This is a genomic window from Enterobacter sp. CFEC122, from assembly GCF_052983755.1.
This window is the reverse complement of sequence record NZ_JBRIQR010000007.1, coordinates 1-24,224: the sequence shown is the minus strand read 5'-3', so window position 1 is coordinate 24,224 and position 24,224 is coordinate 1. Positions and strand designations below refer to the sequence as shown.

Sequence of the window (24,224 nt, the reverse complement as noted above, 5' to 3'; positions counted from 1 at the left end):
CGGTTTTTTTATTTGTGACGTTTGCGAAGGTTTTCTATCACCGCCGTCAAATCCAGCTCCTGATCCTGCAGCAGCACCAGCAGGTGATACATCAAGTCAGACGCTTCGTTCGTCAGCTCCTCGCGGTCATGCACGGTCGCGGCCAGTGCCGTCTCAACGCCTTCTTCACCCACCTTCTGCGCAATACGCTTGGTTCCGCTGGCGTACAGCTTCGCGGTATAAGAACTCTCCGGATCTGCCGATTTACGCTCCGCCAGCAGCTGCTCCAGTTGGTACAGGAACAGCCACTGGTGACTCGCCTCACCGAAGCAGCTGCTGGTGCCCTTATGGCAGGTCGGACCGATGGGGTTTGCCAGCACCAGCAGGGTGTCGTTATCGCAGTCCGGCGTAATGCTGACCACGTTCAGGAAATGGCCCGAGGTTTCGCCTTTGGTCCACAGGCGCTGTTTCGTGCGCGAGAAAAAGGTCACTTTGCCACTGTCGATCGTTTTCGCCAGCGCGTCCTGGTTCATATAGCCCAGCATCAGCACTTCGCCTGAGACGGCATGCTGGACAACTACCGGCAGTAATCCGTCCGTTTTTTTCCAGTCCAGCTGCGCCTGTTGTTGCTCTGTTAACATACCCTGATCTCCACGCCCTGGTCGGCCAGGTACGTTTTTAACTCACCAATATTAATAATCTGTTTGTGGAACACGGAAGCGGCCAGCGCGCCGTCCACGTTCGCATCGCGGAAGGCTTCGAGGAAATGTTCCATGGTGCCCGCGCCGCCGGAGGCAATCAGCGGAACGTGGCAGACCGCACGAACTTTTTTCAGCTGCTCGAGATCATACCCGTTACGCACGCCGTCCTGGTTCATCATGTTGAGGACAATCTCGCCCGCGCCACGCTTCTGCACTTCCTGCACCCAGTCGAGCGTTTCCCACTGCGTCACGCGCGTGCGGCTTTCATCCCCCGTGTACTGGTTGACGTGATACTTGCCCGTTGCGGCGTCATACCAGGTGTCGATCCCAACCACAATACACTGCACGCCAAAACGATCGGCGAGGCGGGTAATGAGCTCCGGGTCGGCCAGGGCAGGGGAGTTGATGGAAATCTTGTCGGCACCAAACGAGAGAATTTTGGCGGCGTCGTCGGCGGATTTAATCCCGCCCGCCACGCAGAACGGAATATCGATCACTTCCGCTACGCGCGCGACCCAGCTTTTGTCGACTACGCGGCCATCGCTGGACGCGGTAATATCGTAGAACACCAGTTCGTCTGCGCCTTCATCGGCATAGCGTTTTGCCAGCGGGACGATGTCGCCAATGATCTCGTGGTTGCGGAACTGCACGCCTTTCACGACCTGGCCGTCACGTACGTCCAGGCAAGGGATTATCCGTTTTGCCAGCATTGAATCGCCTCCGTCACCGTAAATTTACCTTCCAGCAGGGCCCGGCCCACAATCACGCCCTGTACGCCCGTTCCGCGCAGCGCGGCAATATCGTTTAAATCACCAATTCCGCCCGAAGACTGGAACGCTACCTGCGGATAACGCGCGCAGATCTCTTCATACAGCGAGACGTTGGAGCCCGCCAGCGTGCCGTCACGGGAGATGTCCGTGCACAGCACGTGCTTAAGGCCAACGGGCAGATACATCTCGACCAGCGCCTCCAGCGTCACGCCGGAGTTTTCCTGCCAGCCGCTGACCGCCACCTGCTTATTACCCTGTTCGTCAATGCGCACGTCCAGCGCCAGCACCAGCGCGTCGGCGCCAAAGCGGCGGAACCAGCCCTTCACCGTCTCAGGATCTTTGACGGCGGTTGAACCGACCACCACGCGCGCCACGCCCGCATCCAGCAGCGCGGCAACGTCATCTTCCGTACGCACGCCGCCGCCAACCTGTACCGGCACATCAACACCGGCAACCAGATTTTTAAGCAAAGGGATCTGGCGTTTTGCCGGGTCTTTCGCGCCCGTTAAATCCACCAGATGCAGCACCTGTGCACCCTGAGCGGCATACTCCTGCAGGCGCGGCAGCGGATCGTTTCCGTAGTCGCGCTGTTGACCGTAATCGCCCTGATGAAGACGGACAACCGTGCCGTCAATTAAATCTAACGCGGGAATAATCATCACATCTCCAGGAAGTTTTTCAGCAGCTGCGCGCCCGCGGCGCCCGAGCGCTCCGGGTGAAACTGTACGCCGAAGAAATTGTCTTTCTGCACGGCTGCGGTAAACGCCTCGCCGTAAGTGCACTGGGCGATGGTATTGACGTTCACCGGCATGGCGTAACTGTGCACGAAGTAAAAGTACGCACCGTCTTCAATGCCGCGAAACAGCCGGTCGCCCGCTTTGGCGTACACACGGTTCCAGCCCATATGCGGCAGAGGCAGACCGTGGTCGGTCATTTTCGGCACGTCTTCGTCGATAATGCCCAGCAGGTCAACGCCGTTGCTCTCTTCGCTGCGGCGGCCCAGGATCTGCATACCCAGGCAAATGCCCAGCACCGGTTGGGTACAGGCTTTGATCAGATCGACCAGCTCGCGCTCGCGAATCTGATCCATCGCCGCCTGCGCAGTGCCTACGCCCGGCAGAAATAACTTGTCGGCACGCAGCACCACGTCCGGGTCACGGCTAACCACCGGTTCGTAGCCGTGGCGGGTGATGGCCGACTTTACGGAGTTCAGGTTGGCGCATCCGGTATCCAGAATCACCACGTTCATTACAGCACTCCTTTTGATGAGGGCAGGGCGTCGCCTTCCACGCGAATTGCCTGGCGCAGCGTGCGGCCGAAGGCCTTGAAGAGACTCTCCACGCGGTGGTGGTCGTTCTTGCCTTTGGTCTTCAGGTGCAGCGTCAGGCCCATGGTGTAGGACAATGAACGGAAGAAGTGCTCCACCATTTCGGTGCTCAGATCGCCCACGCGCTGGTAATTGAAGTCTGCTTTGTATTCCAGATGCGGACGACCGGAGATATCCATCGCGCAGCGCGCCAGACACTCGTCCATCGGCAGGACAAAGCCAAAACGGTTGATGCCGCGTTTATCACCGAGCGCCAGCTTCAGGGCTTCACCCAGCGCCAGGCCGGTATCTTCCACGGTGTGGTGATCGTCAATATAGAGGTCGCCTTTTACCGCGATCTCCATGCGGAAACCGCCGTGGGTGGCAATCTGGTCCAGCATGTGGTCGAAGAAACCCACGCCGGTGTGGATCTTGCTGCCGCCTTCGCGGTCCAGCCAGACCTTCACATCAATTTGCGTCTCTTTGGTGTTGCGTTCAACGTGCGAGTAGCGGTCACGTTTTGTCAGCTGCTCGCCAATCATCGCCCAGTTAAGGTTGATGCGGTCATAGCGCAGCCCCGCGATGCCCATGTTCTCCGCCAGCGTAATATCGGTGATGCGATCGCCGATAACATAGCTGTTGGCCTTATCCAGCACATCCTCTGCCAGATAGCGCTCGACCAGCTTCACCTTTGGCTTCCGGCAGTCACACTCGTCGGCTGGCATGTGCGGGCAAATCAGCACTTCATCAAACACCACGCCCTGCGAGGTCAGCACCTGCATCATTAAATTATGCGGGCCGTCAAAGTCTGCCTGCGGGAAGCTGTCGGTACCCAGACCGTCCTGGTTGGTGATCATCACCAGCTTGTACCCGGCTTTTTGCAGCTTAAGCAGCACCGGGATCACGTCAGGTTCAAACGCCAGCTTGTCGAATCGGTCGACCTGAAAATCAGCTGGGGGCTCCGAAATAAGGGTGCCGTCACGATCGATGAAAAGGATCTTCTGGGTCATACTTTCTCCGCTTTCAGGGCGTCAATCACGCGCAGGCTCTCTGCACGGGTGCCGACGGTAATGCGCAGGCATCCGCTCAGAGAAGGTTGTTTATTCTGGTCTCGTAAGATAATGCCCTGATCCCATAAAGATTTAAATACGGCGCTGGAAGCGGTAAAGCGCACCAGGATGTAGTTGGTTTCTGAGTCGAATACCTCTTCCACGCACGGGATATCCTTCAGGGCGGTCACCAGGTACTGACGTTCCTCCAGGATTTGCGCCACGCGCTCGCGCATCGCGTTAATCCCCTGAGGCGTCAGCGCCTGTGCCGCAATATCGGCAACCGGCGTCGAGAGGGGGTACGGGGCGATCACCTTCAGCAGCAGGTCGATGACCTCTTTATTTGCCAGCGTGAATCCGCAGCGCAGACCCGCGAGAGCAAAGGCTTTTGACAGCGTACGCAGTACCACCAGGTGCGGGTACTCTTCCAGCCAGCCTGCCAGCGTCGCCTGCGGGCAGAACTCGATGTAGGCTTCGTCCGCGACCACCAGGGCTTTACCGCGCGTCATCTCCAGCAGGGTACGGATATCCTGCGGGTTAATAATCTGCCCGGTCGGGTTGTTTGGGCTACAGACAAACACCACTTTTACGCCGTCGAGATTGTCGGCAATCCCCTGCAGATCCAGCTGCCAGTTCTCCAGTGAGAGCACGTTGCGGCACGCCACCCCGAAGGTTTCCGCGCTGACGCTGTACATGCCGTAGGTCGGCTGGCAGTACATTACCGCGTCTTTGCCCGGCTCGCAGAAGGCGCGGATCAGCAGTTCAATGCCCTCATCCGCGCCGCGACTGACCAGCACCTGCTCTGGCTTCACGCCAGCGTACTGCGCGTAGTTCTCAATAACCGCCTTCGGCTGACACTCCGGATAGCGGTTCAGCGTCTGCTGCGACAGCTCAAACTGCACCGCCGTAGGATATTCGTTGGCGTTCAGCCAGACATCCCCTTTACCGCCCAGACGACGCGCAGACTGGTAAGGCGTCAGGCGACGGACATTTTCGCGGGCTAATTCTTCAATGTTCATGCTTGCTCCTTCAGGGCTGCAACGCGCAGCGTAACGGCGTTTTTGTGAGCGGTCAGGCGCTCGGCGGCGGCCAGGGTTTCAATGGTGGACGCCAGCGAGGCAAACCCTTCGCGGGAGAGCTCCTGCACGGTCATGCGTTTCTGGAAATCCGCCAGCCCCAGGCTGGAACAGGTTGAGGTATAGCCATACGTTGGCAGCACGTGGTTGGTGCCGGAGGCGTAATCGCCCGCGGATTCCGGTGACCAGTCGCCGAGGAACACCGAGCCCGCGCTGGTAATGCTGTCGACCAGATCGCGCGCATTGCGGGTCTGAATAATCAGGTGCTCCGGACCGTACTGGTTAGAAATGGCAATGCACTGCGCCAGATCGCGCGCCACAATCAGACGGCTGGCCGCTAACGCCTGGCGTGCCGTGTCGGCGCGGGGCAGGTCGGCAAGCTGACGCTCCACGGCTTCGCCCACGCGTTTCGCCATATCGGCATCCGGCGTCAGCAGGATAACCTGCGAGTCCGGGCCGTGTTCCGCCTGGGAAAGCAGGTCAGACGCGACGAAATCCGGCGTGGCGCCGCTGTCGGCAATCACCAGCACTTCAGACGGGCCGGCAGGCATATCGATGGCCGCGCCGTCCAGACGCTGGCTGACCTGACGCTTAGCCTCGGTCACATACGCATTGCCAGGGCCAAAGATTTTGTCGACCTTGGGAATGGATTCCGTGCCGAACGCCAGGGCGGATATCGCCTGCGCGCCGCCCACTTTATAGACCGCCTGCACGCCGCACAGCTTCGCCGCGTACAGGATCTCGTCGGCAATCGGTGGCGGCGAGCACAGCACCACTTTCTGACACCCGGCAATGCGTGCGGGAGTCGCCAGCATTAGCACGGTGGAGAAAAGCGGGGCAGAGCCGCCGGGAATATAGAGGCCGACGGACGCAACCGGGCGCGTCACCTGCTGGCAACGCACGCCGGGCAGGGTTTCGACATCCACGGTCTGCAGCTTTTGCGCGGTGTGGAAGGTATCAATGTTTTTCACCGCGACGGCCATCGCCTGCTTGATGTCATCCCCCAGGCGATTGCTGGCATCAATGATTTCCTGCTCGGTAACCTGCAATGCGCCGACGTCCGTCTTATCAAACTTCGCGCTGTATTCGCGCAACGCGTCATCGCCGCGGGCTTTGACGTTATCCAGGATCTCCGCCACGGTACGTGAGATGCTCTCGGAAGCGGAAATCGCCGGGCGCATCAGCAGCTCACGCTGCTGTGCGTCGCTACAGGTATTCCAGTCGATGATTGTGTTAAAGCTCATGGCCATTACTCCATCATCTTCTCAATCGGCAGCACCAGGATGGAGCTTGCGCCCAGCGCCTTCAGTTTTTCCATGGTTTCCCAGAACAGGGTTTCGCTGCTCACCATGTGCATCGCCACGCGCTGCTGATCGCCTGCCAGCGGCAGGATGGTTGGGCGCTCGGCGCCCGGCAGCAGGGCAATCACTTCATCCAGACGCTCGGTTGGGGCGTGCATCATGATGTATTTGGATTCACGCGCCTGAATCACGCCCTGAATACGGGTCAGCAGCTTGTCGATCAGCTGCTGCTTAGCGTCGGCCATCTCGCCGTCACGCTGGATCAGGCACGCTTTGGAGCGGTAGATCACCTCCACTTCGCGCAGACCGTTCGCTTCCAGCGTCGCGCCGGTAGAGACCAGGTCACAGATGGCGTCCGCCAGACCCGCACGCGGCGCCACTTCAACAGAACCGTTCAGCAGACAGGATTTAAACTGCACGCCTTTCTGATCCAGATAGCGCTTTAACAGGTGAGGGTAGGAGGTGGCGATACGTTTGCCGTTCAGCGCGGCCGGGCCGTCCCAGGCTTCATCAACCGGCGTCGCCAGCGACAGGCGGCAGCCGCCGAAGTCCAGACGACGCAGGGTGAAGTAACGCGGGTCTTCGCCCTGCGCGCGGCGGGTCAGCAGCTCTTCTTCCAGCACGTTTTCGCCGATGATGCCGAGGTCAACGACGCCATCCATGACCAGGCCGGGAATATCGTCATCACGCACGCGCAGAATGTCGATGGGCATGTTTTCAGCCAGAGCAATCAGGCGCTGGGTGTGCAGGTTGATTTTAATCCCGCAGCGGGCCAGCAGTTCGCGTGAATCGTCACTTAAACGGCCTGATTTTTGAATAGCTATGCGTAAACGTGAGTTATCTAACATTCTTTATTCCTCGTTAACCTGTTTTAACCTGTCTGAATTCGGTCCAAAAAAAAGCCCCCGGAAGAAGATCTTCCGGGGGCTTTTTCATGCGTTCATGCACCACTGGAAGATCCAAACGTCTTCCAGCACACATCGCCTGAAAGACTAGTCAGGATGATGGTGATGATGGTGGTGTTTAAATTGAACGCGTGTCATATAAATTCTCGATGAATGCTTATTCATTTGATGTCTTTTAACCTAAACCAGTTGTGCGACATATTGCAAGGGCTTTTTTTGATCATTAATTCATTTCATATTGATGCTATGAATTGTGTGTTCTGCCGGGCTGGCGTAGCCTTATGAAAGACGAGTGAGAGTCAGGAGAATTCGCATGAAAAAGGTCGCGATTGTCGGTTTAGGATGGCTGGGAATGCCGCTGGCGATGTCATTAGCCGCGAAAGGCTGGCAGGTGACCGGGAGCAAGACCACCCGAGATGGGGTCGAAGCGGCGCGCATGTGCGGTATTGAGGGCGTTGAACTGCGTCTGGAGCCGGAACTGGTGTGTGATGCGGACGATCTGGACACGCTGATGAACGTCGATGCGCTGGTGATTACGCTACCCGCGCGGCGCAGCGGCCCGGGTGAATCATTTTATCTGCAGGCGATGCAGGAGATAGTTGACAGCGCGCTGGCGCATCACGTACCGCGCATTATTTTTACCAGTTCGACGTCGGTCTATGGTGAGGTTGAGGGCGTAGTGAAAGAGAGTTCCGAGCGCCGTCCCGTTACCGCGAGCGGTCAGGTCCTGAAAGAGCTGGAAGACTGGCTGCACAATCTTCCCGGCACGCAGGTCGATATCGTTCGTCTGGCGGGGCTGGTGGGCCCTGGCCGCCATCCGGGACGCTTCTTTGCCGGAAAGACTGCGCCGGACGGCCAACATGGCGTGAATCTTGTCCATCTTGAGGATGTTATTGGCGCAATTGAGCTACTCTTACAGGCTCCGAAAGGCGGACACATCTATAATATATGTGCACCGACTCATCCGGCGCGCAGCACCTTTTACCCGCTGATGGCACGTCAGCTGGGCCTGGCTCCGCCGGTCTTTGGTGAGGCAAAAGATGGCAGTAAAGGCAAAATTGTTGATGGCAATCGCATTTGTCATGAGCTGGGGTTTGAGTATCAGTATCCCGATCCGCTGGTGATGCCCATGGAATAAGTTCCGCAGCGGAGACGATCGCACACCAGAAGGGGGCGACATGAAACCGCTGCTGGATGTTCTTATTATTCTGGATGCACTGGAAAAAGAGGGGAGCTTTGCCGCTGCGTCGGCAAAGCTCTACAAAACCCCTTCGGCCCTGAGCTATACCGTCCAAAAACTGGAAAGCGACCTCAATATCCAGATCCTCGATCGCTCCGGGCACCGCGCACGCTTTACCCGCACCGGACAGATGCTGCTGGAAAAAGGCCGCGAAGTCCTCCATACCGTTCGTGAACTCGAAAAACAGGCCGTCAAACTGCATCAGGGATGGGAAAACGAGCTGGTGATTGGGGTGGATGACACCTTTCCGTTCTCTCTCCTGACGCCGCTGATTGAAATGTTTTACCAACATCACAGCGTCACCCGGCTTATTTTCATCAACGGCGTGCTGGGCGGTTCCTGGGATGCCTTAACCCAGGGCAGGGCGGACATTTTTGTCGGTGCATTGCATGAGCCTCCCCAACTCAGTGAATTTGGTTTTGCCCGCCTTGGCGTGCTGGAGCAGGTATTTGCCGTGGCGCCTCATCATCCGCTGGCTCAGGAGCCCGAGCCGCTTAACCGCCGCGTGATTAAAGGCTACCGCGCGATTGTAGTGGGTGACAGCTCTCGCCCGGAATGTGCGGTCTCCTCGCAGCTGCTTGATGAGCAGGAAGCGATTACCGTTTTCGACTTTAAAACCAAGCTTGAGCTGCAAATTAGCGGTCTGGGCTGCGGCTATTTACCCCGCTATCTGGCGCAGCGCTTTATTGACAGCGGTGCGCTTGTTGAAAAACAGGTACTTGCTCAAAACAGCCATGAATCGGTGTGGGTGGGCTGGAATGAACAGACCGCCGGGCTGGCGAGTGCCTGGTGGCGGGACGAAATTTTAGCAAATAGTGCTATCGCTGCTGTATATGCTCAGGGCAGCGTCGAGAAATCAGCCAGTTAGCAAAAAGAAAATGACCCGGTGCGTTGCAAAGTATTGCCTTTTGTATCCGATGTGGGGCAAAATGCCGCCGCTGCAACCAAATGAATAATCGACGATATAAAAGGCGTCGGTTATTTTTTTTTGCATGTACGAAACGAAACTAAAAACCAAGAGGCCGGGCTTCGTACCGGATAGATATTTACTAAAATCCGACAGTTGTTGTCGCTGAGGAAGAAAGAAATGGGGCAATTTTTCGCTTACGTGGCGGTTATCACCGTAAAGGAGAATAACTATGTCGCATAACGCAACTCCAAACACCTCTCGCGTGGAATTACGTAAAACGCTTACGTTGATTCCGGTTGTTATGATGGGCCTGGCCTATATGCAACCGATGACGCTGTTTGATACATTCGGTATCGTATCAGGCCTCACAGACGGTCATGTGCCAACGGCATATGGCTTCGCGCTGATTGCGATCCTCTTTACCGCGCTGAGCTACGGTAAACTGGTGCGTCGCTATCCGTCTGCGGGTTCCGCCTACACCTATGCCCAGAAATCCATCAGCCCGACGGTTGGCTTTATGGTGGGCTGGTCTTCGCTGCTCGACTATCTGTTCGCGCCGATGATCAACATTCTGCTGGCAAAAATCTATTTTGAAGCGCTGGTGCCGTCGATTCCCTCGTGGATGTTCGTCGTGGCGCTGGTGGCCTTTATGACGGCCTTTAACCTGCGCAGCATCAAGTCTGTCGCCAACTTTAACTCCGTTATCGTTGTGCTTCAGGTTGTCCTGATTGCGGTTATTCTTGGCATGGTGATTTACGGCGTATTCCACGGCGAAGGCGCGGGCACCCTGGCGAGCAGCAAGCCGTTCTGGTCTGGTGATGCGCATGTTATCCCGATGATTACCGGGGCAACCATTCTGTGCTTCTCCTTTACCGGTTTTGACGGGATCAGCAACCTGTCTGAAGAAACCAAAGATGCAGAGCGCGTAATTCCTCGTGCCATCTTCCTGACGGCGCTGATTGGCGGTCTGATCTTTATTTTCTCGACCTATTTCCTGCAGCTGTACTTCCCGGATATCTCTCGCTTCAAGGATCCGGATGCGTCTCAGCCGGAAATTATGCTGTACGTGGCGGGTAAAGCGTTCCAGGTCGGCGCGCTGATCTTCTCCACCATCACCGTGCTGGCGTCCGGTATGGCCGCGCATGCAGGCGTTGCGCGTCTGATGTACGTAATGGGCCGCGATGGCGTATTCCCGAAAAGCTTCTTCGGCTACGTGCATCCAACCTGGCGTACCCCGGCGATGAACATTATCCTGGTCGGTGCGATCGCGCTTCTGGCGATTAACTTTGACCTGGTGATGGCAACGGCGCTGATTAACTTCGGTGCGCTGGTGGCGTTCACCTTTGTTAACCTGTCGGTTATCTCTCAGTTCTGGATCCGTGAAAAGCGTAACAAGACGCTGAAAGATCACTTCCAGTATCTGTTCCTGCCGATGTGCGGTGCCCTGACCGTGGGCGCGCTGTGGGTTAACCTGGAAGAGAGCTCAATGGTGCTTGGCCTGATTTGGGCGGGTATCGGTCTGGTTTACCTGGCCTGCGTCACGAAGAGCTTCCGTAACCCGGTTCCGCAGTACGAAGACGTCGCGTAAGACTGTGTCGGGTGGCGGCTATGCCTTACCCGACCTCCATAACCCGTAGGCCGGCGTAAGCGCCGCGGCACCGGGCAAAAAAAAGCCGGAGACATCGCCTCCGGCTTTTTTATACCCATCGATCAAACTATCTCTTGTGCGTACTGGAACAGGGATTTCAGCAGCGCCTGTTTCTCAGCATTCCCTTCATACTGGCCGTAAAGCATCTCCAGCTCCTGTGCATAGCTGTGCAGGTACTCTGGCGTAAACACGTTGCGACGATGCTGCAGCCAGCGTTCCTGCTCGGCTTCATCCAGCGTGCCGGGGTAATTACGCGCGCGGTAATTAAACATCAGCTTTTCGATGCGCTTATCGGCGAAGGTGATATCCAGCGCCGGTAAGTTGCGCGGCTCTGTTTGCAGAACGATATTCATGGCCGCGCGATCGGCATCGCTGAAGAAACCGTTATAGAGTTGGGCGTCCACGTTTTCAGACGGCACGAACGGCTCGGCTTCGGCAAAAATGGCCACGACTTTCTCGCGCACCTGCGGATTTTCACGCAGCACTTTGAGATTATCGAGGCAGTGCTGGCGGTTAATGCCCAGCCTGTCAGCATCTTCCGGGCGCAGCGTATTCGCCTGCGCCAGGACCGGACATTTATTGATATGCACCAGTTTGACCGGCACCGCCGGCAGATCGCCGAGCTCGTTTTTCGGGGTATAAAGCCGTTCGCGTAGGGTATCGCTGTCGAGTTCGAGCAGCGGTGAAATATCGCCCGCCAGGTCCACCATGATGACCGCATTACGGTTATCCGGGTGCCACGCCAGCGGCGCAACCCAGCTGGTATTGCCGCGCCAGGCGCCAAACATGCCGGAGATATGCACCAGGGGCTTCATCTGCGGTACGTCGATAAGGGTCATGAGCTTCTGCTTGCTTCGGTGGCTCAGCAGATATTCAAACAGCCGGGGCTGTGCGGTTTTCACCAGCTTCGCCATGGCAATGGTGGCATAGACGTCCGCCATCGCGTCGTGGGCATTGCTGTGCTCGATACCGTTGGCGCGCGTCAGGTGTTCCAGCCGGAAGCTGGTCAGCCCTTCCTCATTTTCCGGCCAGTGAATGCCCTCAGGACGCAGGGCGTAGCAGGCGCGCATGATGTCGAGTAAATCCCAGCGTGAATTGCGGTTCTGCCAGCTCCAGGCATAGGGATCGTAGAAGTTGCGATAGAAGATGTTGCGCGTCACTTCGTCATCGAAGCGGATGTTGTTGTAACCGACCACGCAGGTATTGGGAACGGTAAACAGGTCGTGGATGCGGCGGGCGAATTCTGCCTCGTTAACGCCTTTTTCCCGCGCTTCCTGAGGGGTGATCCCGGTGACCATCACCGCGCCGGGCTGAGGCAGGTAATCATCCGCGGGCTTGCAGTAAAAGACCTCAGGCTCGCCGATGATGTTGAATTCGTCGTCGGTACGGATGGCGGCAAACTGCGCCGGTCGGTCCAGCGCCGGATGCGTGCCAAAGGTTTCGTAGTCATGAAATAAAAAAGTCGGGCGAGCGGCAGAGTCAGACACCAGTAATACCATCCTGTTAAAAAATGACGTCACTATGGTAAACGATCGTGCGGGTCAGACCGAATAAAAAGCACCGCCGCGTCGCAAATTTGCGCGCCAGCTTCAGAGAAAAATCTGCGTTCTGTCACATTTTTTTGCAATTAAGCCAGGTAACGACATCAGAACTCCCGTAAAAAGGTCATCGATTTTTAATGACCTGAGGATATACCGTTGAAACGCCGTCTGTTTATTGCTGTTTCTTTACTCGCTTCGAGTGTCTCATCTGCTTTTGCGGCCGAACCACTGGATTTTTCGCCGCAGCCTCCGGCCATTCAGGCTGGCTCCTGGGTGCTGATGGATTACACGACTGGTCAGATTTTAACGGCGGGCAACGAACATCAACAACGTAATCCGGCGAGCCTGACCAAGCTGATGACGGGTTATGTGGTGGATCGGGCCATTGATAGCCACCGCATTACCCCGGATGACATCGTCACCGTAGGGCGCGATGCGTGGGCAAAAGGGAACCCGGTGTTTGACGGTTCGTCGCTGATGTTCCTGAAGGAGGGCGATCGCGTCACCGTGCGCGATCTGAGCCGCGGCCTGATTGTCGATTCCGGCAACGACGCCTGCGTGGCGCTGGCCGATCACGTGGCGGGCGGGCAGCCGCAGTTCGTGAAGATGATGAACGACTATGTGCAGAAGCTGAACCTGCGTGATACCCACTTCGAAACCGTCCACGGGCTGGACGCGCCGGGCCAGCATAGCTCGGCGTATGACCTGGCCGTTCTCTCCCGGGCCATTATCCACGGTGAGCCCGAGTTTTATCATATGTACAGCGAAAAGAGCCTGACCTGGAACGGGATCACCCAGCAGAACCGTAACGGCCTGCTGTGGGATAAGACCATGAACGTAGACGGGCTGAAAACGGGGCATACCTCGGGGGCCGGCTTTAACCTGATTGCGTCTGCTGTTGACGGTCAGCGTCGTTTGATTGCCGTTGTAATGGGAGCGGACAGCCCGAAAGGGCGTGAGGACCAGGCCCGAAAACTGCTGCACTGGGGGCAGCAGAATTTCGATACGGTGCAGATCCTGCATAACGGAAAAAAAGTGGGAACGGAGCGCATCTGGTACGGCGACAAGGAGCAGGTAAAACTGGGCACCGACCAGGACTTCTGGCTGGCCTTGCCGAAAGCGGAGGTGCCCAACATCAAAGCCAAATACGTGCTGGATAAAAAAGAGCTGGAAGCGCCGATTGCCGCGCATCAGCGTGTCGGGGAGATCCAGCTTTACGATCGCGACAAGGTGGTAGCCCACTGGCCGCTGGTCACGCTGGAAGCCGTTGATAAAGGCGGCCTGTTCTCTCGTCTGAGCGATTATCTGCATCACACGCTTTAACCGCCGATGAGCAGACTGGCAGGGTTGCGAGTCTGCTCACATAATAAACACTCCTCGTTTGCTGATAATGATAATCCAGTTTTATAGTGTATAAATATACAGTGATAAGTGGAGGCAGCATGGACTACAGCATTACGCAGCAACAGAAACGTAAGATTGCCGGTTTTCATTTGGTCGGTCCGTGGGAACACACGGTAAAACAGGGCTTTGAACAGCTGGTCATGTGGGTCGACGGGCGTCACATTGAGCCGCTGGAGTGGGTGGCGGTCTACTACGATAACCCCGATGAGGTCCCGGCCGAAAAACTGCGCTGCGATACGGCCGTTACCGTACCGGACGATTTTGTGATCCCGGAAAACAGCGAAGGCGTCATGATGACGGAAATCGCGGGAGGGGATTATGCCGTGGCGACGGCGCGTGTGGAAAACTATGACTTTGCCACGCCGTGGTATCAGTTCTTCAATTCCCTGCTGCAGGACAATAAGTATCAAATGGCGCTCAAACCCTGCTTCGAGCGCTACCTGAATGACGGCAACGCGGACGGCTACTGGGATATTGAAATGTATATCGCGGTTGAGCACAAACCGGTTTAGGCCTGCTGAATAAAGGGTTTTTCAGCCGGGACCGTTCCGCCCGGCTGAAAACACAGTACAATTGTGATTTGCCGTGTAGCTGGAGAGCGGGTGTGCGTCCCGACAAATCATTAACCCCTTTTGAAATTCGATTGTATAAACACTACCGCGTGATGCACGGGTGTCGCATCGCGCTGGCGTTCGTGTTGACGTTTGTCCTGGTCCGCTTGCTGGATGTTCCGGAAGGGACGTGGCCGCTGATCACGCTGGTGGTGGTGATGGGGCCCATCTCGTTTTGGGGCAACGTTGTCCCGCGCGCCTTCGAGCGTATTGGCGGGACCGTGTTAGGTTCGGCCCTGGGGCTAATCGCCCTGAAGCTGGAACTTATCTCGTTTCCGGTCATGCTGATATGGTGCGGTGCCGCCATGTTCCTGTGCGGCTGGCTGGCGTTGGGTAAGCGTCCTTATCAGGCGCTGCTGATTGGTATTACGCTTGCGGTGGTGGTCGGCGCACCCGCCGGGGATATGACCACGGCGCTGTGGCGAAGCGGGGATGTCATTCTGGGTTCACTGCTCGCCATGCTGTTTACCGGCATCTGGCCGCAGCGGGCTTTTCTGCACTGGCGTATCCAGATGGCCAACTATGTCACCGCGTTTAACCGCGTCTATCAGGCCGGTTTTTCCCCTAATCTGGTTGAACGCCCCCGGCTGGAAAAGCATCTGCAAACCATCCTCAACGACGTGGTCAAAATGCGCGGCCTGATCGCGCCCGCCAGCAAAGAGACCCATATTCAAAAAGCGATTTTCGAAGCCATCCAGACGGTAAGCCGCAACCTGGTGTGCATGCTTGAACTGCAAATCAACGCGCACTGGGCCTCTCGCCCGAGCCATCTGTTGATGCTTAACGCGCAGACCCTCAAAGAGACCCAGCAGATGACGCAGCAAACGCTGTTGACCATCGCTCATGCGCTCTACGAAGGTAACCCGCAGCCGATACTGGCAAACAGCGAGCGGCTGAATGAGATCGTTGCGGAGCTGAAGCAGTTAATCAATGAGCGGCAGGGCGATAACGTGGCGGAAACGCCCATTCATGGCTATGTCTGGCTGAGTATGGAACTGGCGCGACAACTTGAGCTGCTATCGCATCTGATTTGTCGGGCGCTGCGCAAATAAAACGCGGATGTGACGCCTGCTGCTTCGATTCAGCAGCAATTGGGGTTATGATAGGTTTAAACGATATACTCATTGTCATTCGCAGCCGCTGTCAGTAAGGTTATTGTTACAATGGTTGCTTTAACGAATCCGAATCTCACATTATCAGGGGTGTAAAAATGGAAACTACCAAGCCTTCGTTCCAGGATGTTCTGGAATTCGTCCGCCTGTTCCGCCGCAAAAACAAGCTGCAGCGTGAAATCCAGGACGTTGAGAAGAAGATCCGTGACAACCAGAAACGTGTTCTGCTGCTCGACAACCTGAGCGACTACATCAAGCCAGGCATGAGCGTTGAAGCTATTCAGGGCATTATCGCCAGCATGAAGAGCGACTATGAAGACCGTGTTGATGATTACATCATCAAAAACGCTGAACTGTCCAAAGAGCGTCGCGACATCTCTAAGAAGCTGAAAGTGATGGGCGAAATCAAAAACGGCGAAGCAAAAAGCGAGTAATCGCAGCGAATCGTGAAAAAGGCTCTCTGGTGACAGAGAGCCTTTTTTTATGACTCAGAACGTGGCTGTAGCTGATAAATCCAGGCTTGAACCTGCTTGCCTTCAGTGGTGGTCACCGTGACCTCAACCCGGTCATAGCCGTCTTCAAACTCATCCAGCATTTGCCAGTGTGCGGAAAGGTTATCAGAGATAAACAGATAGCCTTCGACGCGCGGTCCATCAGAGTGGAGGACAATCCCGGGAAAGTCTGCCGCCGCACCCCAGCCGCGTTCGTAGAACGTACCGGAGACGAAACCGGCCAGCCATTCACCGCCGATGTTTTCAAGGATATGCGCATTAGAATGGCCCGGGCGCAGCGTGCCGTAGACAAACAGAGCGTTCATTTTCCCTCATCCGCAAAGCAAAAAGCCTGCTTTAAAAGCAGGCTTTTTAAATTTGGCTCCTCTGACTGGACTCGAACCAGTGACATACGGATTAACAGTCCGCCGTTCTACCGACTGAACTACAGAGGAATCGTTGTGGAGGCTTATCTTAGCGGCGAAAAAACTTTTGTCAAACCTGATCTTAGGGAAAATCGACTGATTGCTGATTCTGTCGTCAGTTTGTTGTAATTCCACACATCTTTTTTCAGGAAAATACTTTGCAGGATGAGCATTTCTCCCCCATCATTTGAAATGGAGTTTCAACTTTTCTCGCTAAGGTCCATTTTGAACGTCACTGCCTCCTTACGCCAGGCGATCGCGCGCACGCCATGGTATGCAAAACGTAAAAGCTATCGTGTCCTGTTCTGGCGTGAAATCACCCCTCTTGCTGTGCCTATCTTCCTGGAAAATACCTGCGTTCTGCTGATGGGGGTACTGAGCACCTTCCTGGTGAGCTGGCTGGGGAAAGAGGCGATGGCGGGGGTCGGGCTGGCGGACAGCTTTAACATGGTGGTGATGTCATTTTTTGCTGCCATCGATCTCGGGACGACGGTGGTGGTGGCTTTTAGCCTCGGCAAGCTCGATCCCAAACGTGCGCGCGAGGCAGCCCGCCAGTCGCTGATGATCATGACTGTCTTTTCGATTGTTCTGGCGGCGGTGATTCACTATTTCGGTAAAGAGATTATCGATTTTGTCGCCGGGGAAGCCACGAACGAGGTTAAAGACCTGGCGCTGACCTATCTGGAGATGACCGTCATCAGCTATCCGGCGGCGGCTATCGCCCTGATTGGCAGCGGCGCGCTGCGCGGGGCAGGTAACACCAAAATTCCGCTCCTGATCAACGGCGGAATGAATATCCTGAATATCATCATCAGCAGCGTGCTGATCTACGGCGTGTTCTCGTGGGACGGGCTGGGGTTCGTCGGCGCCGGACTGGGGCTAACCATTTCACGCTATATCGGTGCGGCGGCGATTATCGGCGTGCTGATGGCGGGGATTACTCCCTCGCTGCGCCTCACGCTGAAGAGCTATTTCCGCCCCTTTAACTTCGCCATTATCTGGGAAGTGATGGGGATCGGCATTCCCGCCAGTATTGAGTCGGTGCTGTTTAACGGCGGGAAGCTGCTGACGCAGATGTTTGTCGCCGGGATGGGCACCGACGTTATCGCCGGTAACTTCATCGCCTTTTCTATCGCCTCGCTGATTAACCTGCCGGGTAACGCGCTGGGTTCGGCCTCGACTATCATTACCGGGAAACGGCTCGGGAAAGGGCAGATCGGCCAGGCTGAGCGGCAGCTGCGCCACGTTTTCTGGCTGTCGACCATTGGACTGACCGTGATTGCCTGGGGAACGGCGCCGTTTGCCGGGCTGATGGCCTCGTTCTATACCCACGAAGAGGACGTTAAAGAGGTCGTTAAAATCCTCATCTGGCTCAATGCGGCCTTTATGCCCATCTGGGCGGCCTCATGGGTACTGCCAGCCGGGCTGAAGGGCGCGCGTGACGCCCGCTTTGCGATGTGGGTGTCGATGCTCGGCATGTGGGGATGTCGCGTTGTGGCGGGGTATACGCTCGGGGTGATGCTCGGATGGGGCGTGGTTGGCGTCTGGCTGGGTATGTTCCTGGACTGGGCCGTACGGGGCGCGCTGTTCTACTGGCGCATGGTCAGCGGGCGCTGGCTGTGGAAATACCCGCGGAAAAATGCCTGACAATTGCGCGAAGTGGAGAATAAATCGGCAATCGATCGGAAATATGCATTCTGCCTTTGACATCATGGGGGAGCATCGATAATATGCGCCCCGTTCACACGATTCCTCTGTAGTTCAGTCGGTAGAACGGCGGACTGTTAATCCGTATGTCACTGGTTCGAGTCCAGTCAGAGGAGCCAAATTTAAAAAGCCTGCTTTTAAAGCAGGCTTTTTGCTTTTCTGCGTCGGGTAGAATTGTCGGGTGGCGGCTTCGCCTTACCCGACCGACAAAAACCTCGAATCGTAGGCCGGGTAAGGCGAAGCCGCCACCCGGCAAAAGCCGCACTATCCGTTCACACGAACCGGTGCCGTCGCCTCTTCCAGCCACGAACGCGCATCGCTGTTCACCCGTGGTGACAGCGCCTCACGCACCTGCTGGTGATACGCATCCAGCCACGCTTTTTCCTGTTCGCTCAACAGATCCAGCTCGACCTGGCTTAAATCAATCGGGATCAGCGTCAGCGAGGCAAATTTACAGAATCCCGGACGGCTCTCCACAATCTCCACCTGGTTTTCAATGCGAATCCCGTGGCTATCGCCCAGATAGTAGCCAGGTTCAATCGTCATGATATTGCCCGCCACCAGCGGCCACGGGTTGACCTTTTTGGCGATGCGATGCGGATTCTCATGGATCAGAAGCTGATGCCCCACGCCATGCCCTGTGCCGTGATCGTAATCCAGCCCCATCTCCCACAGCGGACGACGCGCGAAGGCATCCAGCTGATGCCCCTGAGTGCCAGAGGGGAACTGCAGGGTAATGAGCGACAGAAAGCCTCTCAGCACGGCGGTGTAGTGCAGGCGCTGCTGCGGGTCGACCTTACCCCATGCCAGCGTGCGCGTGGCGTCGGTGGTGCCGTTAACGTACTGACCGCCGGAATCGTTCAGGTAAAAATGATCATGGCCGATGGGCTTGTTGCTGGCCTCGCTCGAATGATAGTGGCACATCGCCGCATTGCTCGAAGAGGCGGAGATGGTCGCAAAGCTTTGCTCGATAAACCCGGGCTGCTGTTTACGGAACGCGAGCTGCTGCGCCTGCACTTCCAGCTCGGTGAGCGGATTTCCTGCCGCCTCGCGCAGCGGCACTTCGCGGCTCAGCCAGGCCAGGAAGTTGACCCAGGCGGCACCGTCCTGGTGATGGCACGCGCGATACCCAGCCAGCTCGATCGGGTTTTTGGTGGCCTTCATCAGGGTGATGGGATCGGTTCGCCAGACAATCTCTCCCCGTGGTTCAATGGCAAAGCGCAGGGCGACCGGAGCGGAATCTGCATCAACCATCACCCGTTTGCCTGCAGCAATCTGCTGACAGCGTTCGATGAAGGCGTCCTGCGGCGCAATGGTAAACGCATCGCGCACCTCTTCAGGCAGGGCGCCGAGCTTGTTGTCGTTTACAAACCACTCAACGTGGCCGTCACGACTCAGCAGGGCAAATGAGAGCGGTACCGGACTGGTTGGGATATCTGAGCCCCTTACGTTGAGCAGCCATGCAATGTTATCCGGCAGCGTAACGGCCAGATAATCAGCATTGTTCGCGGCCAGCACGGCAGCGACGCGCTGACGTTTGTCCTGGCTGCTTTCACCGCTTACTTCAACCGGCATTTCACGAATAAGCCCCGCCGGTGCGGCAGGGCGATCGGTCCATAAGGCGTCAAACGGCGAAACCTTCAGCGGTACCAGCTTGCACGGCGTGGCGGACAGTTGCTCAAACTCCGTATTGGTCATCAGCAGTGCGTCAAAACCGATGCGCGTGCCTGCCTCCACGTTTTCTGTCAGCCATTCAGCCAGCGGCTCGTTGTGCAGGTGGTGAATTTCAATCTCGTCCAGATTCACCTGAACGCGGGCCTGCACCTGATAGCGCCCGTCGACGAACAGCAGCGCTTTATCCTTCAGTACCAGCGCGACGCCGGCAGAACCGTCAAAGCCCGTCAGCCAGGCCAGCTTTTCGTCACAGGGCGCGCAGTATTCGCTCTGCCACGCATCCGCACGCGGGACGATCATCCCGTCGAGATGGCTGGCCTCAAGCCAGTGGCGCAGGGCAGAGAGCGGAGATGTGCTGGACATGGTTATTCCTTATCGTTATTAGCGGAACGGCGGCTCGTTGAAGGTGCGCAGCTTGCGGGAATGCAGTCTGTCACCTTCCGCCCGAAGCAGGTCGATGGCGCGAATGCCAATTTGCAGATGCTCTGAGATAGCCCCTTCATAGAAACGGTTGGCCTGGCCCGGCAGCTTAATTTCGCCGTGCAGCGGCTTATCGGAGACGCACAGCAGCGTGCCGTACGGGACGCGGAAGCGATAGCCCTGTGCGGCGATGGTGGCGCTCTCCATATCAATGGCTACCGCGCGGCTCAGGTTGAACCGCAGCGCGGAGGCGGAGTAACGCAGCTCCCAGTTGCGGTCATCCGTCGTGACGACCGTACCGGTGCGCAGGCGCTGCTTAACTTCTTCGCCCGGCATGCCGCTGACCGCTTTGGTGGCGTCATACAGCGCACGCTGTACTTCGGCGATGCTCGGGATTGGGATATCCGGCGGCAGCACCGCATCCAACACGTGGTCGTCGCGCAGGTAGGCGTGGGCGAGCACGTAATCGCCAATCAGCTGGCTTTCACGCAGGCCGCCGCAGTGGCCAATCATCAGCCACACGTCCGGGCGCAGCACCGCAAGATGGTCACAGATGGTTTTGGCGTTCGACGGGCCGACGCCGATGTTGATCAGGGTGATCCCCTGACCGTCGGCGGTGATCAGGTGCCAGGCCGGCATCTGATGCTTTTTCCATGCCAGATCGGAGATGGCCTGCTCGGGGGCTTCGGTCTCTGCGGTGATCCAGATCCCGCCCGCGCAGGAGAGGGCAATATACGGGCTTTCCGGGTCGAGGATCTGGCTGCAGCCCCAGCGGACAAACTCGTCGACGTAGCGGGTGTAGTTGGTAAAGAGCACGAACGGCTGAAAATGTTCAGCGGGCGTACCGGTGTAGTGGCGCAGTCGCGCCAGGGAGAAATCGACCCGGCGGGCGTCAAAGTGCGACAGAGGAGAAAATTCTGCCGGGTGATAAATCCCGTCGGCGGTCTCATCGCCAATCTGCGACAGTTCCGTCGTCGGGAAGTGGCGGGTCAGCCCCGCGCTCATGGAGCGGTCAAGGGTTAACGCCGAACCGTCAATTACGTACGGATAGGGGATCTCATGCTGCGAGGGCTCAACGGCAATGTGCGCGCCGTAATCCTGGTACAACAGCGTAAGTTGTTCTTCAAGATACGGGCGGAACAGGGCCGGGCGGGTGACGGTGGTGCTGTAGCAGCCGGAGTGGGTAAAACGGGCGTAGGCGCGGGTTTTTGGCGTCGTGCTGGCGCTGCCGTCCCAGGTCACAGAGAGCGATGGATAAACAAAAAGGCCCTCGTTTCTGGCCTTTTGGTCGGGAAGTTTCCCTGTTTCGATATATTCGCTGATGGCGCTGCGCAGCGCATTGACGGACTGTTCATACAGCGCGTCGAGTTTTTCCAGCGCCTGAGCCGGGGTCAGGCTGGAGCCCTTATTATTCATCTCTGTCTCCTTGTTCCACAGGTGTGCGACTCTACCCGATAGTATGTCACACGCCTGTGAAACAAAAGGGCGATCAGGTGTGGCGGGGCTCTTTCATCACCAGCGCCGTCGCAGCAGAGAGCAGGCAACCGGCCAGCAGATAAATCGCCACGCTGTGCCAGTTCCCGCCGGAGAAGGTCACCAGCGCGGCGGCAATAAATGGCGTAAACCCGCCGCCGACCACGCTTGCGACCTGGTAGCCCACGCCCGCGCCGCTGTAGCGGTAGCTGGCGCCGAACAGTTCGGTAAACATCGGCTGCTGGACGCAGACCACCATGTCGTGAGCGACGTTGGCGAGCATGATGGCGAAGAAGACAATCCAGAATATCGACTGCGCCTCCAGCGCCATAAAGAATGGCCAGGCGCTGAGGGTGCCCACCAGCGCCCCGGTGATATAGACGCGACGGCGGCCAAAGCGGTCCGCCAGCCAGGCGAAGCAGGGGATGGTCAGGCAGCTGATCCCGCCAACCACCAGACCGATATTCAGGAACAGTTCACGCGGCAGGCCGAGGTTCTGCGTCGAGTAGTTCAGGGCAAACGCGGTGACGATATACATCGTCAGCAGTTCACACAGGCGCAGGGCAATAATTTTCAGAAAAGCGCCAGGATGCCGGACGAGTGCCTCCATGACCGGCAGCCTTTTTTTGACGGCCGGTTTTTCCTGCTGCTTTTCGAACTCTGCCGACTCCTCCATGCCGTTACGGATCCACAGCGCGGCGATGACCAGCACGATGCTGAAGATGAACGGAATGCGCCAGCCCCAGCTCAGGAACTGCTCGTCGGTGGTGAGCTGGCTGATCAAGGAGACCAGCCCGGTAGAAAGGAGCAGACCCACGCCGTATCCGACCTGCACGCCGCTGCTGTAAAACGCTTTCTTATTTTTGGGCGCGCTCTCAACGGATAGCAGCGCCGCGCCGCCCCATTCACCGCCCACGGCGAAGCCCTGAATCGCCCGTAATGTCACCAGCAATGCCGGTGCCCACCAGCCAATCGCGGAAAACGACGGGAGAATGCCAATCAGCGCCGTGGCGATCCCCATCATCCAGACGGTAAGCATCAGCATGCGCTTGCGGCCGAGGCGGTCGCCAAAGTGGCCGAAGATCACCCCGCCCAGCGGGCGAAACAGAAAACCGACGCCGAAGGTGGCAAACGCGGCGAGCGTGCCCATCGCGGGGCTGACCTGCGGAAAAAATTCGCGGTTAAACACCAGCGCGGCGGTAATGCCGTAGAGCAGAAAATCATACCAGTCGACGACGGCACCCGCGAAGCTGCCGAGTGCGGCGCGGCGGGCACGATTGAGCGAAGGTGTCTCCTCGTTAGGATGTGTGGAGGTGAGAGTGGAGTCCATAGTTGTCCTGTCTGCACTGATTTTTAATTATTGGTATAAGAAAAGGTCACTCACATAGCGGCCGTCATATAAACGGAACCTATGAGACTACCGCGACAGGGGGTCTGTGCAAACTGATTTTATTTCCTGATGGGTAATGCAAAACGGCTACGCTATGCTTACTAAAGAGCGAAGCGACTGAGGAAGGGAATATGTGTCGTAAAAAGGCGTTGGGCTGTCTTGCTGCGTTACTTATCAGCCAGAGCGTGCAGGCGGTGAGCTATCCTTTACCGCCGGCGGGCAGTCGCCTGGTGGGGAGCTCGCAGGTCATTACCGTGCCGGATCATAATACGTTACCGCTTGAGGCGTTTGCCGCGCAGTACGGGCAGGGGTTGAGCAATATGCTGGAAGCGAACCCGGGCGTGGATCCTTTTTTGCCCAAATCCGGCACCCGGCTGGTCATTCCCCAGCAGCTGATTTTGCCCGACACCGTTCGCGAGGGGATTGTCGTTAACGTGGCGGAAATGCGTCTCTACTATTACCCGCCGGGCAGCAATACCGTTGAAGTGCTGCCCATCGGCATCGGTCAGGCCGGGCGCGAAACCCCGCGTAACTGGGTAACGGCGGTTGAACGTAAGCAGGTGGGACCCACCTGGTCTCCGACGCCCAATACGCGCCGTGCCTATGCGGCAGAGGGAAAAACGCTGCCTGCCTTCGTGCCCGCCGGGCCGGATAACCCGATGGGGCTGTATGCAATCTATATCGGCAGGCTGTATGCCATACACGGCACAAACTCCAATTTCGGCATCGGGCTGCGGGTGAGCCAGGGCTGTATTCGTCTGCGGAATAACGACATCAAATACCTTTTCGATAATGTTCCCGTCGGCACCCGCGTACAGCTTATCGATCGGCCCGTTAAAGTCACCACGGAACCGGACGGCAGCCGCTGGGTGGAGGTTCACGAGCCGTTATCGCGTAACCGTGCGGAATTTGAATCGACCCGGAAAGTGCCGCTGCCGATATCGGCCGCGCTGCGGACAGAGTTGATCAACGAGGGTGCAGGTGCTGAGCTGGAACGGCGGTCAGGGATGCCGGTGAAGCTCGGCAATTGAGGACATTTTCGCCGCCACCCGACAATTTAACCCAACCCAGAAAAGCAAAAAGCCTGCTTT

The 24,224-nt window shown here is 57.2% G+C and carries 24 protein-coding genes, 2 tRNA genes and 1 other annotated feature; of the genes, 11 read left to right on the top strand and 15 right to left on the bottom strand.

Features of this window, described 5'->3' with window-relative positions; all coding sequences use genetic code 11:
* Nucleotides 1-8 precede the first annotated feature (8 nt).
* The 9 genes from hisIE to hisL form a co-directional block, all read right to left on the bottom strand.
* On the bottom strand, nucleotides 9-620 hold the full coding sequence (gene hisIE, locus ACVCAM_RS06870) for a bifunctional phosphoribosyl-AMP cyclohydrolase/phosphoribosyl-ATP diphosphatase HisIE (RefSeq protein WP_025913296.1): 612 nt from the start codon (nucleotides 618-620) through the stop codon (nucleotides 9-11).
* Entirely contained in the window at nucleotides 614-1,390 is a 777-nt protein-coding gene (hisF, locus tag ACVCAM_RS06865) for an imidazole glycerol phosphate synthase subunit HisF (protein ID WP_023330862.1), read from the bottom strand. The genes hisIE and hisF overlap by 7 nt, the downstream gene beginning before the upstream one ends.
* Complete coding sequence (hisA, locus tag ACVCAM_RS06860; protein WP_025913300.1) at nucleotides 1,372-2,109, bottom strand: 1-(5-phosphoribosyl)-5-[(5-phosphoribosylamino)methylideneamino]imidazole-4-carboxamide isomerase; 738 nt, start codon at nucleotides 2,107-2,109, stop codon at nucleotides 1,372-1,374. The genes hisF and hisA overlap by 19 nt, the downstream gene beginning before the upstream one ends.
* The gene (gene hisH, locus ACVCAM_RS06855) at nucleotides 2,109-2,699 is read right to left on the bottom strand and encodes an imidazole glycerol phosphate synthase subunit HisH (RefSeq protein ID WP_021241433.1); all 591 of its coding nucleotides are present in this window, start codon (nucleotides 2,697-2,699) and stop codon (nucleotides 2,109-2,111) included. Before hisH ends, hisA begins: the two co-directional genes overlap by 1 nt.
* Complete coding sequence (gene hisB, locus ACVCAM_RS06850) at nucleotides 2,699-3,766, bottom strand: bifunctional histidinol-phosphatase/imidazoleglycerol-phosphate dehydratase HisB (protein WP_008499456.1); 1,068 nt, start codon at nucleotides 3,764-3,766, stop codon at nucleotides 2,699-2,701. Before hisB ends, hisH begins: the two co-directional genes overlap by 1 nt.
* Complete coding sequence (gene hisC, locus ACVCAM_RS06845) at nucleotides 3,763-4,824, bottom strand: histidinol-phosphate transaminase (RefSeq protein WP_407223502.1); 1,062 nt, start codon at nucleotides 4,822-4,824, stop codon at nucleotides 3,763-3,765. The genes hisB and hisC overlap by 4 nt, the downstream gene beginning before the upstream one ends.
* Entirely contained in the window at nucleotides 4,821-6,125 is a 1,305-nt protein-coding gene (hisD, locus tag ACVCAM_RS06840; protein WP_023616235.1) for a histidinol dehydrogenase, read from the bottom strand. The genes hisC and hisD overlap by 4 nt, the downstream gene beginning before the upstream one ends.
* Nucleotides 6,126-6,130: 5 nt before the next feature.
* Nucleotides 6,131-7,030, bottom strand: a complete 900-nt coding sequence (gene hisG, locus ACVCAM_RS06835) for an ATP phosphoribosyltransferase (RefSeq protein ID WP_000886595.1) — start codon at nucleotides 7,028-7,030, stop codon at nucleotides 6,131-6,133.
* A 45-nt stretch (nucleotides 7,031-7,075) separates the two neighbouring features.
* Nucleotides 7,076-7,199, bottom strand: a sequence feature (His leader region).
* Nucleotides 7,175-7,225: a his operon leader peptide gene (gene hisL / locus ACVCAM_RS06830; RefSeq protein WP_001364200.1), complete on the bottom strand. Its 51-nt coding sequence runs from the start codon at nucleotides 7,223-7,225 to the stop codon at nucleotides 7,175-7,177. It overlaps the preceding feature by 25 nt.
* 175 nt (nucleotides 7,226-7,400) lie before the next feature.
* On the opposite strand from hisL, the gene ACVCAM_RS06825 reads away from it, so the two are divergent.
* From ACVCAM_RS06825 to plaP, 4 genes are all read left to right on the top strand, one after another.
* Nucleotides 7,401-8,225 carry an SDR family oxidoreductase gene (locus tag ACVCAM_RS06825; protein WP_025913305.1) on the top strand — a complete coding sequence of 275 codons (825 nt, stop codon included), beginning with the start codon at nucleotides 7,401-7,403 and terminating at the stop codon, nucleotides 8,223-8,225.
* A gap of 40 nt (nucleotides 8,226-8,265) precedes the next feature.
* Nucleotides 8,266-9,195, top strand: coding sequence for a LysR substrate-binding domain-containing protein (locus tag ACVCAM_RS06820; protein ID WP_021241428.1), 930 nt, complete (start codon nucleotides 8,266-8,268; stop codon nucleotides 9,193-9,195).
* Nucleotides 9,196-9,414: 219 nt separating this feature from the next.
* Complete coding sequence (gene yoeI / locus ACVCAM_RS06815) at nucleotides 9,415-9,477, top strand: membrane protein YoeI (protein WP_099458931.1); 63 nt, start codon at nucleotides 9,415-9,417, stop codon at nucleotides 9,475-9,477.
* Nucleotides 9,467-10,825: a putrescine/proton symporter PlaP gene (gene plaP / locus ACVCAM_RS06810; RefSeq protein WP_008499462.1), complete on the top strand. Its 1,359-nt coding sequence runs from the start codon at nucleotides 9,467-9,469 to the stop codon at nucleotides 10,823-10,825. Before yoeI ends, plaP begins: the two co-directional genes overlap by 11 nt.
* A 122-nt stretch (nucleotides 10,826-10,947) precedes the next feature.
* Here the strand turns inward: plaP and sbcB are convergent, their stop codons facing one another.
* Nucleotides 10,948-12,384, bottom strand: coding sequence for an exodeoxyribonuclease I (gene sbcB, locus ACVCAM_RS06805; RefSeq protein ID WP_369796356.1), 1,437 nt, complete (start codon nucleotides 12,382-12,384; stop codon nucleotides 10,948-10,950).
* Nucleotides 12,385-12,582: 198 nt separating this feature from the next.
* Here sbcB and dacD point away from each other — a divergent pair, with 198 nt between their 5' ends.
* From dacD to ACVCAM_RS06785, 4 genes are all read left to right on the top strand, one after another.
* Nucleotides 12,583-13,749 carry a serine-type D-Ala-D-Ala carboxypeptidase DacD gene (gene dacD / locus ACVCAM_RS06800; protein ID WP_008499464.1) on the top strand — a complete coding sequence of 389 codons (1,167 nt, stop codon included), beginning with the start codon at nucleotides 12,583-12,585 and terminating at the stop codon, nucleotides 13,747-13,749.
* Between the two features lie 119 nt (nucleotides 13,750-13,868).
* Nucleotides 13,869-14,342 (top strand): DNA gyrase inhibitor SbmC, encoded by a 474-nt coding sequence (gene sbmC / locus ACVCAM_RS06795; protein WP_008499465.1) that lies wholly within the window; start codon nucleotides 13,869-13,871, stop codon nucleotides 14,340-14,342.
* A 92-nt stretch (nucleotides 14,343-14,434) separates the two neighbouring features.
* Nucleotides 14,435-15,493 (top strand): FUSC family protein, encoded by a 1,059-nt coding sequence (locus ACVCAM_RS06790; RefSeq protein ID WP_025913309.1) that lies wholly within the window; start codon nucleotides 14,435-14,437, stop codon nucleotides 15,491-15,493.
* 158 nt (nucleotides 15,494-15,651) lie between these two features.
* Nucleotides 15,652-15,987, top strand: coding sequence for a DUF496 family protein (locus ACVCAM_RS06785; protein WP_008499467.1), 336 nt, complete (start codon nucleotides 15,652-15,654; stop codon nucleotides 15,985-15,987).
* Between the two features lie 47 nt (nucleotides 15,988-16,034).
* Here ACVCAM_RS06785 and ACVCAM_RS06780 read toward each other — a convergent pair whose 3' ends face one another.
* On the bottom strand, nucleotides 16,035-16,370 hold the full coding sequence (locus ACVCAM_RS06780; protein WP_025913311.1) for a gamma-glutamylcyclotransferase family protein: 336 nt from the start codon (nucleotides 16,368-16,370) through the stop codon (nucleotides 16,035-16,037).
* Between the two features lie 53 nt (nucleotides 16,371-16,423).
* A tRNA-Asn gene (locus ACVCAM_RS06775) sits at nucleotides 16,424-16,499 on the bottom strand.
* A 162-nt stretch (nucleotides 16,500-16,661) separates the two neighbouring features.
* Between ACVCAM_RS06775 and emmdR the strand changes: the two genes are divergently transcribed.
* Together emmdR and ACVCAM_RS06765 are read left to right on the top strand one after the other, a co-directional pair.
* Nucleotides 16,662-18,116, top strand: a complete 1,455-nt coding sequence (emmdR, locus tag ACVCAM_RS06770; protein WP_021241423.1) for a multidrug efflux MATE transporter EmmdR — start codon at nucleotides 16,662-16,664, stop codon at nucleotides 18,114-18,116.
* A gap of 103 nt (nucleotides 18,117-18,219) precedes the next feature.
* A tRNA-Asn gene (locus ACVCAM_RS06765) sits at nucleotides 18,220-18,295 on the top strand.
* 145 nt (nucleotides 18,296-18,440) lie between these two features.
* On the opposite strand, the gene ACVCAM_RS06760 is transcribed toward ACVCAM_RS06765, so the two are convergent.
* The 3 genes from ACVCAM_RS06760 to shiA all read right to left on the bottom strand — a co-directional run bounded on the left by ACVCAM_RS06760 (nucleotide 18,441) and on the right by shiA (nucleotide 23,073).
* Nucleotides 18,441-20,213, bottom strand: a complete 1,773-nt coding sequence (locus ACVCAM_RS06760) for an aminopeptidase P family protein (RefSeq protein WP_348581453.1) — start codon at nucleotides 20,211-20,213, stop codon at nucleotides 18,441-18,443.
* Between the two features lie 18 nt (nucleotides 20,214-20,231).
* Nucleotides 20,232-21,686, bottom strand: coding sequence for an AMP nucleosidase (locus ACVCAM_RS06755; protein WP_008499471.1), 1,455 nt, complete (start codon nucleotides 21,684-21,686; stop codon nucleotides 20,232-20,234).
* A 73-nt stretch (nucleotides 21,687-21,759) separates the two neighbouring features.
* The gene (shiA, locus tag ACVCAM_RS06750) at nucleotides 21,760-23,073 is read right to left on the bottom strand and encodes a shikimate transporter (RefSeq protein WP_044596677.1); all 1,314 of its coding nucleotides are present in this window, start codon (nucleotides 23,071-23,073) and stop codon (nucleotides 21,760-21,762) included.
* Between the two features lie 191 nt (nucleotides 23,074-23,264).
* Between shiA and ldtA the strand changes: the two genes are divergently transcribed.
* Complete coding sequence (gene ldtA / locus ACVCAM_RS06745; protein ID WP_039266695.1) at nucleotides 23,265-24,164, top strand: L,D-transpeptidase; 900 nt, start codon at nucleotides 23,265-23,267, stop codon at nucleotides 24,162-24,164.
* The last annotated feature ends 60 nt before the right edge of the window (nucleotides 24,165-24,224 follow it).